The organism is Actinoplanes missouriensis 431, assembly GCF_000284295.1.
GTDB lineage: Bacteria > Actinomycetota > Actinomycetes > Mycobacteriales > Micromonosporaceae > Actinoplanes > Actinoplanes missouriensis.
Window position 1 is genome coordinate 2297948 of record NC_017093.1, and the last position, 14401, is coordinate 2312348.

Below are 14401 nucleotides of genomic sequence, written 5' to 3' on the forward strand. Positions count from 1 at the left end.
TAGTGTGTGCCACACACTATGGCAAGCCGCACTACATTGGCTCAGCTCATCTGGTGAACCTCGCGAAACGGTCAGATCGCCGCCTCGATCAGGGTTGCTGCCCGGATGGCGCCACCGTTGGCCCGTACCTCGGCCTTGATCTCCGCACTCCGCGCCGGCGCCGGACCGCTGACCAGGGCAAGCAGGGCGGCTCGCAGTTCGCCGGCGGTGACCGTGGCCGAGTCGATGACGGTGGCGACGCCGATGGCGGCGAGCTGTTCGGCGTTCGCGAACTGGTCGGCGGCCTGCGGCGCGGCGATCATCGGGGTCCCGGCCCAGAGTCCCTCGCTGCTGCCGCCCATCCCGGCGTGGGTGAGGAAGACGTCCGCCTGCTCCAGGATCGCCAGCTGTGGCACCCACGGGTGCACCTCGATGCTCTCCGGCACCGCGCCGAGAACCGCCGGGTCGACGTGCTTGCCGATCTGCAGCACGGTGTGCCAGCCGGGCAGGTCGCCGAAGGCCGTGACGCAGCGCCGGTAGAACTCCGGGTGCTCGGTGAACGCGGAGCCCAGCGAGACGAGCAGGACCTTCTTGCCGAGCGCGGCGGCGGGACGGGTCCAGCCGCCCTGGTGCGCGCGGTCGCCGAAGATCGGGCCGACGAAGTCGTAGACCGTCGGGTCCACCCGGTCGGCGTTCGGCTGCAGGGCACGCGGGATGAGGGCGAGGCCGCGCGCCGGCCGGCCCTGCCACGCCATGCTGTCGGTCACCGCCGAGCCGTTCGCGGTGAGCCACTCGGTGAACCGCCGGTAGTAGGCGGCGCCCCGCGGGTCGGCCCGCATCGTCTCGACGACCGGCGCCATCTCCGCCTCGTAGCCGTCCCAGGCGACGAACGTGGGGGAGAGCTGGATCGCCGGGATGCCCCACTCCTCGGCGAGCAGCCGGGCCGGCGCGCCGGCGATGTCGTAGAGGAACAGGTCGGGGCGGTCGTCGTCGTACGCGGCGCGCAGTTGCGGGAGCATCGCGATCGCGTCGTCCAGGAAGATCGTGAGCTGCTCGATCGGATCGCCGCTCCAGGACTCCTCGGTGGTGGGCAGGGTGGATTCGTAGGGCTTCAGGGTGGCCCCGGTGGACTCGATGACCTCGGCGAACGAGGGGGCGTTGGCGTACGTGACCCGGTGACCCCGCTCGACCAGGGTGCGGACGATCTCCAGGCTCGGGTTGACGTGACCGTGTGCCGGGATGCTGACGACGGCGATGTGCGGCAAGGCGTTCTCCTCAGTGGCGCTCGAACTGGCGAGACGAACCGTATCGTCTCGTAACAACGAAAGCAAGACGAGACGTTGCGTCTCGTTCTGCTGTACGATGCCACCCATGACCGCAGACCCCGCCCGCCGCAACGAGCGCTCCCGCCGGGCCATCCTCACCGCCGCCCTCGACCTGCTGGGCGAAACCGGCTACGCCGACCTCACGATCGAGGCCATCGCGGCCCGCGCGGGCGTCGGCAAGCAGACCATCTACCGCTGGTGGCGGAAGAAGGGCGCGATCATCCTGGAAGCGCTGGTCGACGCGATGGCGGCGGCCGAGGCGGTCGCCCTGCCGGACACCGGCGATCTGGCGGCCGACCTGCGCACGGTCATGCGGGCGACGGTCGCCGAGTTCGCCGACCCGAAACTCTCCGCCACCACCCGGGCGATCACCATCGAGACGCTCGGCGACGAGAGCCTCGGCGTCCAGGTCCGCGACCAGCTGCTGCGCCCGCAGCTGGACGCGGTCAAGGATCGGTTACGCGCCGGCCGGGACGCCGGTCAGGTCCGCGACGGCGTCGACCTCGATCAGGCGGTGGAGCTGCTCTTCGGCCCGCTCTACCACCGCTGGCTGCTGCGCACCGGCCCGCTCACCGACGATTACGCCGACGGCATCGTGGAGCTCGCCGTCGCCGCGATCAGACCCGATCGAAAGTGAAGACCGCGACGTCGTCCGGGTCGGGTCCCGCCGCGGCGACGAGTTCCCCCCGAGCGTCCCAAATTCCCGACCTTCCCGACGTACGGTCGAAGCCCCCGCCCGTGGCTCCCGCGAAAGCGGCGGTCACCACCCACACCCCGTGCTCCGCCGCGACCCGCCGGGCCCGCTCACCGTGCACGTGTGCCTCGTGGTCCTGGTGGACCACGCCCGCCACGTACCCGTCGATGCCCAGCTTCGCGGTCCGCGCCGCGTGCTCCGGGATCCCGGTGTCCCGGCAGACCGCGACCCCGAGCCGCCACCCGTCGACCTCGACCACGGCGGGCTCGCCCGGCGCGAACCGGTCCGCCTCGGTGCCGTGCAGATAGGTCTTGCCGTAGGCGATCCGCGCGCCCGAGCCGTCGATCGCGAGCACGCCGATCCACGGGCCGGGGGTGGGCGCGCCGACCAGGGCGAGCGTGCCGGTCGCGGCGCACGCCTCGACGATCGGGGCCAGGCGCGGGTCGTCCGGGGCGATCAGGGGCGCGGTCAGCTCGTACCCGGTCAGTGACATCTCCGGGAAGACCACGACCCGGGCGTTCGCGGCCCGGATCGACGCCGCGTGCGCCACCGCGTTGCCTGCCACGTCGAACGCCGCCGTCGCCGGCTGGGCGGCCGCGATCGTCAGGCCCGGGCTCGTCGAGTTCTGCAAGGATGCATCCACACCCGCGAAAATACCCGGGAACCGTTCCGCCGGGTCGCGCGTGTATCGAGCATGACGGCTTCGACGGGAGCAGCGATCGACGGGGTGACGGTCACGCGGGACGGCGGACCGCCCGCGGAGGACTTCGAGGCGTTCTACCGCGCCAATGTGGACCGCATCTACCGCGCTCTCGCGGTGACCCTGCGGCGGGACGACCTGGCCGGCGAGGCGGTCGCCGAGGCGATGGCCCGCGCCTACACCCGCTGGCCGACGGTGGGCGCCCTGGAGAACCCGGCCGGCTGGGTCTTCCGGGTCGGCCTCAACTGGGCCACCTCATGGTGGCGCAAGGTGCGCCGGGAGCGGCCGCCGTCGGAACGGCCGGAGCCGGCGCAGGGCGGCGTCGCGGAGAACGCGGTGCTGGCCCGCGAGGCGCTGGACCGGCTGCCGCGCCCGCAGCGGGCCGTGGTGACCTGCCGGATCCTGCTGGACCTGAGCACCGCCGAGACCGCCGAGGCGCTGCGGCTCACCGAGGGAACCGTGAAGAGCCGGCTGTCCCGCGCGCTCGCCGACCTGCGCCGCGACCTGACCGAGGAGGCCTGACCATGGACCGGACGGACCGCATCCCGCAGGACGTCGACACGCTGGTCCGCGAGGCGGCCGGGGCCATGCCCGGTTACGGTGGCGACTTCGCCGACCTGCCCCGCATCGCCCGCCGGCAGCGCCGCCGCCGGACGGCCGGCACGTTCGCCGCGGCGGTGGCCGTGCTCGCGGTCGCCGGGATCGGGGTGACGGTGGACCGCGGCCCGGACCGTACGGTGAGCCCGCCGGCCGCGACCACCTCACCGGATCAGCCGCCGACCGTGGCGCCCGGCCCGGCCGGTGCGCAGCGGCTGATGCTGGACGGCGCGAACGGCACCTACCAGACCTTCGAGACCAGCAACACCGACACCACGCTCACCGACACCACGCTCAGCGGCGCCACCCGGGTCGGTGAGATGACCGTGGACGGCACCTGGCGGCTGATCACCCACGAGGTCGCCGACGCCGACGGGTGGGATCGGTTCGTCGGGCTCGCCGACGGCAGGATCGTGGCCCTCGGGCCGGACGACACCCTGCCCGGCGTGCAGCGCGAGGACGGACCGGACGTCGAAGGTCTCAAGATCAATCTGGTGGTGACCGGCCCGGACGGGCGGGTGCTGCAGAGCCGGGACGTCCGCAAGCCGGGCGAGCCGGTCGCGCTTCTCAGCGCCACCGAGCGGTACGCGTACCTGTGGCGTCCCGCCGGTCTGGTGGAACACGACTTGGCGACCGGCGCGGAGCAGGTGCGCGTGACGCCGGGGCAGCTGGGCGTCACCGGTCTCTTCGACGGCCGGATCGCGGCCGCCGACCTGGTCGGCAACCGGCTCGTGATCGTCCGGCAGGAGAGCCCGTGCGTCCTCTTCGTCTTCGACGTCGCGACCGGCGCCGAGCTGACCGGGCACGACCTGGCCGGGAACGCGACATGTGCGCGGATCGTCGGGCTGCGGCTGTCCCCCGACACGTCGGAGATCGCCGTGAGTTACCGCGACGGCGACTCGTTGCAGGTCACCGTCATGAACGCCGCGGACGGCGTGCTCTCCGACAGCACCGGCGTGGACGTGAGCCCCGATCTCAAGCAGGAACCGGCGATCGCGGTGAGCTGGGTCGACGAGCGGACGCTGCGGGGCGCCGCCTACGGGACCGGGGGCGGTCCGACCGTGCTCATCCCGTTCACGCTGACGCGATGAGGACCTGGTCCCTCAGCCGGAGTCGTCGCGTGCCGATCAGGCTGGTGTAGTGGGTTTCGCACCATCGGAGGGGGCTCGTCGGTGCGCTATTCGCAGATCACCATCAAGGTCCGTGTCATCGCCGCGATGGTGCTGATGCTGGTGCTGTCGATGCTGGTGGTGGTCACCTACATCACCAGCCGCAACGCGAGCGAGGCGCGGGAATCCGGGTTCGCCTACGCGGACGAGGTCGCGCTGGAGAGCGGCGCCCAGATCCAGGAGGTGCTGCTCGCCGGGCTCGGCACCGCCCGCGACATGGCACAGGCGATGAGCGCGGCGGCGGAGAACGACGCCACCCGGCAGCTCGCCAACGCCGAGCTGCGCGCGATCCTGGAAGGCCACGAGGACTATCTGGCCACGTGGGTGGGGTTCGAGGCGAACGGGTTCGACGGGCGGGACCGGCGGTACCGCAACGCGACGGCCAGCGGGCACGACGCGACCGGGCGGTTCGTGCCGTACTGGTACCGCGACGGCTCCACGATCAAGGTGACCGCGCTGACCGGGTACACCCAGGCGGGCGCCGGTGACTACTACGTGATCGCCAAGCAGACCGGCAAGGAGAAGGTGGTCGAGCCGTACCTCTACGACGTGGGCGGCGTGCAGACTCTGATCACCTCGGTCGCCGCGCCGGTCGAGGTGGACGGCGCCGTCCAGGGCGTCGCCGGCATCGACATGTCGCTGGCCACGCTCCAGGAGCTGGTCGGCGGGATCACCCCGTTCGGCACCGGGAAGGCGACTCTGATCAGCACCGGTGGGCTGCTGGTCGCAGGCGGCGGCGGCGAGGCCGGCGCGGCCGCGCCGGACGACCTGACCGCGCTCGCCACCGCCGCGACCCAGGCCGGCGCCACCAGCCGGAGCGTCACCGAGGTCGACGGCGAGGAGACCCTGCGGATCGCCGCCCCGCTCGCCATCGGCGACAGCGACACCTGGTCGCTGGTGGTGTCCGTGCCGACCGCGACGGTGCTGTCCGCTGCCAACACCACCAAGTGGATCAGCATCGCGCTGGCCTGCGCGGCGGTGCTGATCGCCGGGATCGTCGCGTCCGTCCTGGCCCGCAACATCGTCCGGCCGATCGATCGCCTCCGGGACCGGATGGCCGAGATCGCCGACGGCGACGGCGACCTGACCCAGCGGGTCACCGCGGCTCGCGACGACGAGGCCGGGCAGCTCGCGAACGCGTTCAACAGATTCGTGGAGAAGGTCGCCACCACGATCCGGGGCATCGCCGGGTCCACCGGCACGCTCTCCACCGCGGCACAGGAGCTCACCGACGTCAGCGCCCGCCTGGAGACCGGCGCCACCAACGCGTCCCACCAGGCGGTCGCCGCCAGCGACGCCAGCCATCAGGTCAATTCCGGCGTGCAGGCCCTCGCCGCGGGCGCCGAGGAGATGAGCGCCTCGATCGCCGAGATCTCCAGCAACGCCACCCAGGCCGCGCAGGTCGCGGCGCAGGCCGTCTCGATCGCCGAGCGCACCAACAGCCAGGTCGCCGAGCTGGGCGTGGCGAGCACCGAGATCGGTGAGGTGGTCCAGCTGATCACGTCCATCGCCGAGCAGACGAACCTGCTCGCGCTGAACGCCACGATCGAGGCGGCCCGCGCCGGTGAGCTGGGCAAGGGCTTCGCGGTGGTGGCCGGTGAGGTGAAGGAGCTCGCACAGCAGACCGCGTCGGCCACCGAGCAGATCACCGCGCGGATCACCGCGATCCAGGCCTCCAGCGGGTCGGCGGCCACCGCGATCAGCGAGATCGCCGAGGTGATCGCGCAGATCGGGGACTACACGACGACCATCGCCTCGGCGGTCGAGGAGCAGACGGCGACGACCGCGGAGATGAGCCGGACCGTCACCGACGCGGCGGCCAGCAGCGGTGAGGTGGCGCAGACCATCAACGGGGTGGCGTCGGTGGCGGCGTCCACGGCGGAGGGCGCGCGCACCACCCAGCAGGCCGCCGCCAACCTGTCCCGCCTGGCCGACGAGCTGACCGGCCTGGTCGGGGCGTTCCGCTACTGACCTCTCAGCGCAGGCCCTCTTTCACCCGGGCCTCGGTCGGCGCCGTCGCGCTGGTCAGCGTGCGGGCGGTGTCGATCAGCGGCACGTGACTGAACGCCTGCGGGAAGTTGCCGACCAGCCGGCCCGCCTCGGTGTCGTACTCCTCGGAGAGCAGGCCCACGTCGTTGCGCAGCGCCAGCAGCCGCGCGAACGTCTCCCGGGCCTCGTCGTGCCGGCCCATCAGCGCGTAGTTGTCCGCCAGCCAGAACGTGCAGGCCAGGAACGCGCCCTCGCCCGGTGGCAGGCCGTCCACGTCGGACTCCGGATGCTGGGTGTACCGCTGTACGAAACCGTCGACCAGCAGGTTCTCCTCGATGGCGGCGACCGTGCCGGCCACCCGCTCGTCGTCGGCCGGCAGGAACCCGACCAGCGGCACCATCAGCAGCGCGGCGTCCAGCTCGTCCGACCCGTAGAACTGGGTGAACGTCTTGCGCCGCGTGTCGTACCCCTTCTCCAGGATGTCGGCGCGGATCTCCTCGCGCAGCCGCGTCCACCTGTCGGCCGGACCGTCCAGATCGAACTCCTCGACCGCCTTGACCGCGCGGTCGGCCGCCACCCAGGCCATCAGTTTCGAGTGCACGAACTGCCGGGGACCGCCGCGGACCTCCCAGATTCCCTCGTCCGGATCACGCCAGTGCTCCTCGACGAACTCCATCAGCTTCACCTGCAGGCCCCAGGCCGGGTCGTCGGCCTTCAGACCGGCACGGCGGCCCTGATGCAGGGCGTCCATCACCTCGCCGTAGACGTCGAGCTGGAACTGCTCGGCTGCCGCGTTGCCGATCCGGACCGGGTTGCCGTCGTATCCGGTCAGCCAGGTCGCCTGGTACTCGTCGAGGCGGCGCTCGCCGGCTACCCCGTACATGATCTGAAGCTCTGCGGGGTTGCCGGCGATCGCCCGGAGCAGCCATTTGCGCCAGGCCGTCGCCTCGCTCTGGAATCCTGAGTAGAGCAGCGACTGCAGGGTGATCGTGGCATCGCGCAGCCAGCAGAACCGGTAGTCCCAGTTGCGCACCCCGCCGAGTTTCTCCGGAAGGCTGGTGGTCGCGGCGGCGACGATGCCGCCGGTGGGAGCGTAGGTGAGGGCTTTCAACGTCAGCAGTGAGCGTACGACGGCGTCGCGCCACTCGCCCTCGTAGGTGCACGCCGACACCCAGCCACGCCAGTACCCCTCGGTGACACCGAGCTGGTGGACCGGGTCGACCGGTTCCGGCATCGGCAGGTGGGACGGCCGCCAGGTCAGGGTGAACGGGATGCGGTCGCCGGCCCGTACCGTGAAATCGGCTTTCGTTGCCAGGTTCTCACCGTGCGTCGGCACCGGGGTGTGCAGCCAGGCCGCGTCCGGGCCGGCGACCGCGACCAGGTGGTCCCGCTCGCGATAGACCCACGGCACCACGTGGCCGTAATCGAAGCGCAGCCGCAGCAGCATGCTCATCGCGACCTCGCCGCGCACACCCTCCACGATCCGCACCACGGACGGCGACTCCGTGCGCGGCGGCATGAAGTCGATCAGCCGGACCACGCCGCCGTCCGTCTCGAACTCGGTCTCCAGCACCAGCGTGTCGTCGCGATAGCGCCGGGTCACCCCGCACTCGCCGGCCGGCGCGATGGTCCAGTGCCCGTTCTCCGGCTCGCCGAGCAGGGCCGCGAAGATGGCGCCCGAGTCGAACCGCGGCACGCACAGCCAGTCGATCGACCCGTTGCGTCCCACCAGGGCGGACGTGTGAGTGTCCGCGATGATCGCGTAGTCCTCGATGGGTAGTGCCATGACCAGTGTCTTTACCCCATGGTGCCAGGATGACACGGTGACGATTGTGGAGACTGACGGCGGCCCGGCCGACCTGGAGGTCGTGCACCGGGCAGCGACCTGGAACTACGGCCACTACACCTCGATGCAGGTCCGTGGCGGCGCCGTCGCCGGACTGGCGTTCCACCTGAGCCGGCTGCGGTCCGGATCGGACACTCTTTTCCCGTCGGCACCCTTCGATGCGACCCGGGTGCCGGGTCTGATCAGCCACGCGATGTCCGGGCGCCCCGACGCTTCCGCGCGGGTCGCGGTTCTGCCGCACCGGGATTTCGGCGGTACGCACGTGATGGTCTCGATCTCCGACCCGGTGCCGGATGCCGCCCGTCCACCGTTGCGCGTCCGGTCGACGGTCTACGAGCGGGAGCTGCCGCACGTCAAGCACATGGCGACGATGGGGTTGACGTACCACCTGCGGGCCGCGCAGCGGGACGGCTTCGACGACGTGGTCTTCGCGAGCCGCGACGGCCGGATCCTGGAGGGCTCGGTATGGAACGCGGTCTTCCTCGACGGGGACACGGTGGTGTGGCCGGCCGGACCGAAACTCGACGGGATCACGCAGCAGGTGCTGCGACTCGCGCTGCGGGACCTGGGGATCCGGTCCGAGGAACGCGACCTGACCCGCGGTGACCTGGCGGGTCTGCGGGGTGCGGCCGCCACCAACTCACACTGCCCGGGGCAGCCGATCGCGTCGATCGACGACGCCGTCTTCCCCGGCACCGACGAGCTGGTGGGGTTGCTGCGGCGCGCGTGGGACACGGTCGTCTGGGACGCGTTGCCCGGGTGAGAACGGCGATGCCCCAGCCGCAGGGGGAGCGGCTGGGACATCGCTGGTCTGTTCGATTCAGTTGGTCCTCAGTAACCGAAGTCCTGGGTGTAGTAGGGGGTGCCGTTGTCGCTGTAGACGGCGCCGACGCCGACGGTCTTGGACGTGCAGTTGAGGATGTTGGTGCGGTGGCCGGGGGAGTGCATCCAGCCGTTGACGACCTGGGCGGCGGTGCGGTAGCCGTAGGCGATGTTCTCGGCGGAGGGTTTGGTGTAGCCGGCGGCCTTGGTGCGGGCGACGAAGTTCGAGCCGGATTTGCCGGTGTGCGAGAAGCTGCCGGTGCGGGCCATCCAGGCGCTGTGGGCGCGGGCGGCGGTGGTGAGCTTCGCGTCGACGGTGAGGGCGTCGCAGCCGTGGTCGGTGCGCTCGATGTTGATGAGGCGGTTGATTTCGGTTTGCAGGGCGGTCTCGGACGTCTTCGCCGGTGCGGCTTCGGCGGGTCCGGCGATCATCGTGGCGGCGCCGATGGCGGCCGGGGCGAGGACGACGGCCAGGGCGAAGCGGCGAAGAACGGTGCGCAAGAGCGGTCCCTTTCGTAGGTGTTTCGCGGTTGCGCTGTTCTGTTCGGCCCGGCGCGGGCGGGCCGGATCACCGGGCCGGTGCGCATCGGTTACCACTCGGTTGCCGCCACCACGGCGGTCCGCTGGACGATCCGGCGAGCCAACTGCGATGGTGAACTCATGTCGGCGGAGCGGCGGGAGCGCGGTGAGGAAGTCGTCCGGGCCGGCGGCCCTGGAGCGCGCGTCATCCCGGTGCGCCGGATGAACCGCACCGCCGTCGCCTCTCTGGCAGGCCAGCTCGACCTGACCGTTGACTGGGACTCTCCGCAGACGAACGCCCAGATCAGCGCCGACTTCGAGGCCGCTGGTGACTCGCGACGCGTCGATCGCGCTTCATGAGATGCAGCTTCTGAAGGTGTGACGAGGACGGCCGGGATCGTTCGGCGGCCGGTGGTCACCCTGCGGGGGTGGTTCGGCGGGGTCGGGAACGTGGTCGGATCGGCTGTGGTCTTCGGCGCGCTTGTCCTGGTCACCGCCGCGGTGTTCGCGTGGGGTGTGTTCTCCGGGCGCCTGGAGCGGCTCTCGGTGACCGCGCCGATGGTTTTCGTGGCGGTCGGTGTCGTGCTCGGGACGGTTGCCGCGCCGGGACTGCGGCCCGCGACGGCCACCGTCACCGCGCTCACCGAGGCCACGCTGGCGTGGGTGCTCTTCTCCGACGCGTCCCGGGTGGGGCTGCGAGAGCTGCGCCACGACGCGGGCGTGTTCGGGCGGCTGCTCGGGGTGGGACTGCCGCTGACGGTGGCGGCGGGCGGGTTCGCGGCGTGGTGGCTGCTCGGTCTGCCGGACCCGTGGCTGGCGTTGCTGGTGGGGGCCGCGCTGGCGCCCACTGACGCGGCGCTCGGCGCGGTGGTGGTCACCAATCCGGTGGTGCCGGCGCGGATCCGGCGGGTCCTGAACGTGGAGAGCGGCCTGAACGACGGCATCGTCACGCCGGTGGTGATGCTCGCGCTGGCCGGCGCGGCGGCCGCCGAGGGGCACAGCGGCAGCGAGCTGGGTGCGCTGGTGCAGCTGGTGGGCGGCACGGCGGTGGGTGCGGCCGCGGGAGCCGGCGGCGGCATCCTTCTGCGTACGGCGGGACGCCGCGGCTGGGCACAGGAGAGTTTCGCCGGGCCGGCCGTGCTGGCGCTGGCGCTCCTCGCCTACGCGGGTGCGCTGGCCGTCCTGCTCAGCGTGGTCGCGCACGGCCTCACCGCGGGCCCGCTGGCCACCCGTTACGGGCGGCGGGAGGTGGCCTGATCCGGCCAGGGGACGGACTGCCACAGCTCCGGCCACCGGGTCAGCTGGATCAGGCGTTTCTCCAGCTCACGGTGCTCGGGGGTGGCGATCGGGCCGCCCCACATCGGCGCGACGCTCACCCCGTCGGCTGCGGCGGTGACGAGCGTGAGCACGTCCGCCGGGAGCCCGTCGGCGGCGAGCTCGGCGTTGAGCTCGGCGGTGTCCGCCGCCACCAGCTCCGCCACGGCCGGAACCGTGGAGAGCTGGCTGGTCAGGGCCATCTCCCGGCGTGCCGCCACCTCGTCCTCGATCGGGGCGAGCAGCGCGCGGATGTAGGCCCGGGTGAACCGGCCCGGCGCGTCGTCGGCCGGGTCGAGGCGGGCCGCGAGGTGGTCGCGGAAGCGGGCCAGCAGGGTGCGGGCGAGCGCGAGCACCAACTCGTCCTTGCTGGCGAAGTGGTAGATCAGGCCGCCCTTGGAGACGCCGGCGTGCCGGGCGATGTCGTCGAGCGAGGCGTTCAACCCCCGGGTACGGATGACCTCGCCCGCCGATTCGAGGATCACCCGCCGGGTGTCCTCGGGTGACCGGCCCGCTGTTCGACCCATGAGGCCAGAGCCTAACGGGACGGGATCAGACGCCACGCCACCACGGCCGCGACCGCGGTGAACCCGGCCGCGACGAGCGACGTCGTCTGCATCGCCGTCACGAACGCGTCCTTCGCGACCTGGGCGAGCGACGGATCGAGCACCCGCAGGGCCGTGCCGAGCGAGTCGGAGGCCTCCGGCGGCGCCGACGCGGGCAGCGCCAGCGTGGACCGGTAGACCGAGGTGAGCAGCGAGCCCAGCACCGCGATGCCGAGCACCACGCCGAGCTCGTTCGCCGTCTCGGTGACCGCGGAGACGGAACCCGCCTTCCGCGGCGGCGCGGCCGAGATGATCGCGTCGCCGGCGAGGGTCATCGACAGGCCCACCCCGAGTCCCACCGGCACGAGGCAGAGCGCTAGCCACCCGTACCAGGGGGAGCTCGCCGCAGGCGCGACGAGAGCGAGACCCGCGGCAGCGACCGCGAGGGAGACGGCGATCGCGCGGCCCCGGCCGAGGCGGGTGATCGCGACGCCGACCAGCGCGACCACCACGATCGAGGCGATCGTCGCGGGCAGTTCGGCGAGGCCGGCCTGCAGCGGGGTGAAGCCGCGGGCGAACTGGAGGTACTGCGAGAAGAAGAAGAGCAGGCCGACCAGCGCGAAGATGGAGATGACGTTGGCCGCGACCGCGCCGGAGAACGCCGGGCTGCGGAACAGGGCGACGTCGATCATCGGGTTGTCCAGGGTGCGCTGGCGACGCACGAAGAGCCAGCCGGCGAGCAGGCCGACGGCCGCGACCGGCAGCGAGGACACGGACATGTGGGTGATCGCGTAGACGATCGGCGCCATCGTCAGCATCGACAGCAGCGCGGACGGCCAGTCGAACCGCCCGGGACTGGGGTCCTTGGACTCGGGAAGCAGCCAGAGACCGGAAACGACCACCACGACCATGACCGGCACGTTGATCAGGAAGACCGAACCCCACCAGAAGTGCTCCAGCAGGAAACCGCCGATCATCGGGCCGGCCGCGGAGCCGGCGCCGAACGCGGCCGACCAGACGGCGATCGCCCGGGTGCGCTCGGAGGCGTCGGTGAACAGGTTGCGGATCAGCGAGAGCGTGGACGGCATCAGCGTGGCGCCGGCGACGCCGAGCACCAGGCGGGCGGCGATCAGCTGTTCCGCGCTCGTCGCGAACGCGGCGAGCAGCGAGACCAGGCCGAACAGTACCGAACCGGTGAGCAGGATGCGTTTGCGGCCGATCCGGTCGGCGAGGTTGCCCATCAGCGCGAGCAGGCCGGCCAGGGCCAGCGAGTAGATGTCGCCGATCCAGATGATCTGCTCGGCGGTGGGGGAGAGGCTCTCGGTCAGGGACGGCACCGCGAGCGCGAGCACCGTCCCGTCGATCGAGAGCAGCAGGACCGCCGCGGAGAGCACGCCCAGGGCGGACCAGCGGCGAGCCTTCGAATAGGTAGGCGCGGCGGTCAGTGTCATGCCGAAACTGTACCGACTGGTCGGTTAAGTATCCCGTGGATGAGGTGGCCATCACTGACCGATGCTGATTACAGCCAGCCGCGCTGGGCGGCCTTCAACCCCGCCTCGAAGCGGCTGCGGGCGTCCAGGCGTTCCATCAGGTCGGCCATCATCCGCCGGGCGGTCCGGTGGGAGACGCCGAGCCGGGTGGCCGCGGCCTCGTCGGTGAGGCCCTGGGCGAGCAGTTGCAGCAGCGCCCGCTCCTGTGCGCTCAGGCCCTCGCGATCCGGGTCGCGCGCGGCGCCCAGCGGTGTGGCGATGTCCCACACCTGCTCGAACAGGGCGAGCATGGCGGCGATCAGCCCGGAGCCGCTGACGAGGAGCGCGCCCTTGCGGGTGTCCGTCGCATCGATCGGCACCAGCGCGGCGCGACGGTCGACGAGGATCATCCGGGGAGGCAGGACCGCCGAGGTACGGAACTCGGCCCCGCTGTCGGTGAGGAAGCGGGCGTGGGCCATCGTGCCCGGGTCGTTGCGGATGCTGTCCAGCCCGATGGTCCGGATCCGCACCTGCCGCTCGAGCAGGCGGCCGTCGTTGCGCCGGGCCCGCTCCAGCGCGGCGGGCGACTGGGCGCCACCGGGCATCAGCGTCAGGACCTCGAACGCCGTCTCGCGGGACAGCCGTTCCAGGCGGTCCTGCACGGCCTCGATGCCGAGCAGCTCGGTCGTGCTGGTGGAGCTCTGCCGCCGGCTCTGGCTGAAGTCGTCGATCAGCCGGGCGAGTGCCGCCTGGTTCTCGGCGACCTCCTGCTGGCGGCGGGCCACCTCGGCCTGCTGTTTGGCGAGCGCCTGCCCCAGGGCGACATCCGGATCCACCACGTGGATCCCGCCCGGATCGTCCGTCGACTCACGGAGAAGGGCGAGGTCGAACAGGCAGTCCAGGGCCTCGCGCACGTCCGCTTCGGTGATGCCGAGGTGGCCGGCCAGATCGGCGACTCCCCAGCCCGTCTCTAGAAGGAGACACCGGTAAACCGACTCCGATGTCGCTGTCAAGCCCAATGTGGCCAGCATCAGATCGAGCCCCCGCAGCGACCTAGATGAGGTAGTTCGAGGATGCTCCCACAGCCGAATCCGATCCCGCAATGACCTTGGTGGATCCGCCGGCGGGGGCTGCCGGTGGCCGGATCGGTCCATGGACGGTTCCGGCCAGGCGCTGACCCTTCCGCCCGCTCCCGGTGGCTCGCAGAATGATTCCAGAACGCCACACCGGACGACACAACGGTACGGCATTCGAAATCTCACCAGTCATTGTAAACGGGGGTCCACCATGTCTGCTCGTGTTCTGATTTCTGCTCTCGCGGCGATTCTCTTCTCCGTCGGAATTGCTTCGCAGAACGACGCCGGATCGTCGAGCGCCGCCGAGAAATCCCCGGTCAGCGTGGACTCCAAGGGGAGCCTCATCTGGGACTGAAC

The 14401-nt window shown here is 71.5% G+C and carries 15 protein-coding genes; 8 read left to right on the forward strand and 7 right to left on the reverse strand.

Annotation, left to right across the window (positions count from 1 at the left end; translation table 11 throughout):
• Positions 1 to 71: 71 nt before the first annotated feature.
• On the reverse strand, positions 72 to 1244 hold the full coding sequence (locus tag AMIS_RS10955; protein ID WP_014442329.1) for a macrolide family glycosyltransferase: 1173 nt from the start codon (positions 1242 to 1244) through the stop codon (positions 72 to 74).
• A 106-nt stretch (positions 1245 to 1350) separates the two neighbouring features.
• Between AMIS_RS10955 and AMIS_RS10960 the strand changes: the two genes are divergently transcribed.
• Positions 1351 to 1941, forward strand: coding sequence for a TetR/AcrR family transcriptional regulator (locus AMIS_RS10960; RefSeq protein WP_014442330.1), 591 nt, complete (start codon positions 1351 to 1353; stop codon positions 1939 to 1941).
• Here AMIS_RS10960 and AMIS_RS10965 read toward each other — a convergent pair.
• Positions 1922 to 2605: a carbon-nitrogen hydrolase family protein gene (locus tag AMIS_RS10965; RefSeq protein WP_041830698.1), complete on the reverse strand. Its 684-nt coding sequence runs from the start codon at positions 2603 to 2605 to the stop codon at positions 1922 to 1924. The two genes, AMIS_RS10960 and AMIS_RS10965, sit on opposite strands and share 20 nt — an antisense overlap.
• A gap of 87 nt (positions 2606 to 2692) precedes the next feature.
• Here AMIS_RS10965 and AMIS_RS10970 point away from each other — a divergent pair, with 87 nt between their 5' ends.
• The 3 genes from AMIS_RS10970 (at position 2693) to AMIS_RS42530 (ending at position 6435) form a co-directional block, all read left to right on the forward strand.
• Positions 2693 to 3220: an RNA polymerase sigma factor gene (locus tag AMIS_RS10970; protein WP_014442332.1), complete on the forward strand. Its 528-nt coding sequence runs from the start codon at positions 2693 to 2695 to the stop codon at positions 3218 to 3220.
• Positions 3221 to 3222: 2 nt separating this feature from the next.
• A complete protein-coding gene (locus tag AMIS_RS10975; protein ID WP_014442333.1) occupies positions 3223 to 4386 on the forward strand; it encodes a hypothetical protein in 1164 nt (387 codons plus the stop codon).
• An 81-nt stretch (positions 4387 to 4467) separates the two neighbouring features.
• A complete protein-coding gene (locus tag AMIS_RS42530) occupies positions 4468 to 6435 on the forward strand; it encodes a methyl-accepting chemotaxis protein (protein ID WP_014442334.1) in 1968 nt (655 codons plus the stop codon).
• A 4-nt stretch (positions 6436 to 6439) separates the two neighbouring features.
• Here AMIS_RS42530 and AMIS_RS10985 read toward each other — a convergent pair whose 3' ends face one another.
• Positions 6440 to 8239, reverse strand: a complete 1800-nt coding sequence (locus AMIS_RS10985; RefSeq protein WP_014442335.1) for a glycoside hydrolase family 15 protein — start codon at positions 8237 to 8239, stop codon at positions 6440 to 6442.
• A 37-nt stretch (positions 8240 to 8276) separates the two neighbouring features.
• Here AMIS_RS10985 and AMIS_RS10990 point away from each other — a divergent pair, with 37 nt between their 5' ends.
• Positions 8277 to 9062, forward strand: coding sequence for an aminotransferase class IV (locus AMIS_RS10990; protein ID WP_014442336.1), 786 nt, complete (start codon positions 8277 to 8279; stop codon positions 9060 to 9062).
• A 68-nt stretch (positions 9063 to 9130) separates the two neighbouring features.
• Here the strand turns inward: AMIS_RS10990 and AMIS_RS10995 are convergent, their stop codons facing one another.
• The gene (locus AMIS_RS10995) at positions 9131 to 9553 is read right to left on the reverse strand and encodes a CAP domain-containing protein (RefSeq protein ID WP_014442337.1); all 423 of its coding nucleotides are present in this window, start codon (positions 9551 to 9553) and stop codon (positions 9131 to 9133) included.
• Between the two features lie 228 nt (positions 9554 to 9781).
• On the opposite strand from AMIS_RS10995, the gene AMIS_RS11000 reads away from it, so the two are divergent.
• Together AMIS_RS11000 and AMIS_RS11005 are read left to right on the forward strand one after the other, a co-directional pair.
• Positions 9782 to 10000 (forward strand): hypothetical protein, encoded by a 219-nt coding sequence (locus AMIS_RS11000; RefSeq protein ID WP_051042444.1) that lies wholly within the window; start codon positions 9782 to 9784, stop codon positions 9998 to 10000.
• A gap of 18 nt (positions 10001 to 10018) precedes the next feature.
• Positions 10019 to 10897 carry a cation:proton antiporter domain-containing protein gene (locus tag AMIS_RS11005; RefSeq protein WP_051041907.1) on the forward strand — a complete coding sequence of 293 codons (879 nt, stop codon included), beginning with the start codon at positions 10019 to 10021 and terminating at the stop codon, positions 10895 to 10897.
• Here the strand turns inward: AMIS_RS11005 and AMIS_RS11010 are convergent.
• From AMIS_RS11010 to AMIS_RS43635, 3 genes are all read right to left on the reverse strand, one after another.
• Positions 10873 to 11481, reverse strand: a complete 609-nt coding sequence (locus tag AMIS_RS11010; protein ID WP_014442340.1) for a TetR/AcrR family transcriptional regulator — start codon at positions 11479 to 11481, stop codon at positions 10873 to 10875. The two genes, AMIS_RS11005 and AMIS_RS11010, sit on opposite strands and share 25 nt — an antisense overlap.
• An 11-nt stretch (positions 11482 to 11492) precedes the next feature.
• Positions 11493 to 12950, reverse strand: a complete 1458-nt coding sequence (locus AMIS_RS11015) for an MFS transporter (RefSeq protein WP_014442341.1) — start codon at positions 12948 to 12950, stop codon at positions 11493 to 11495.
• A gap of 68 nt (positions 12951 to 13018) precedes the next feature.
• Positions 13019 to 13882, reverse strand: a complete 864-nt coding sequence (locus AMIS_RS43635; protein WP_231859273.1) for a LuxR C-terminal-related transcriptional regulator — start codon at positions 13880 to 13882, stop codon at positions 13019 to 13021.
• 373 nt (positions 13883 to 14255) lie between these two features.
• Here AMIS_RS43635 and AMIS_RS42535 point away from each other — a divergent pair, with 373 nt between their 5' ends.
• Complete coding sequence (locus tag AMIS_RS42535; RefSeq protein WP_014442343.1) at positions 14256 to 14399, forward strand: hypothetical protein; 144 nt, start codon at positions 14256 to 14258, stop codon at positions 14397 to 14399.
• Positions 14400 to 14401 lie beyond the last annotated feature (2 nt).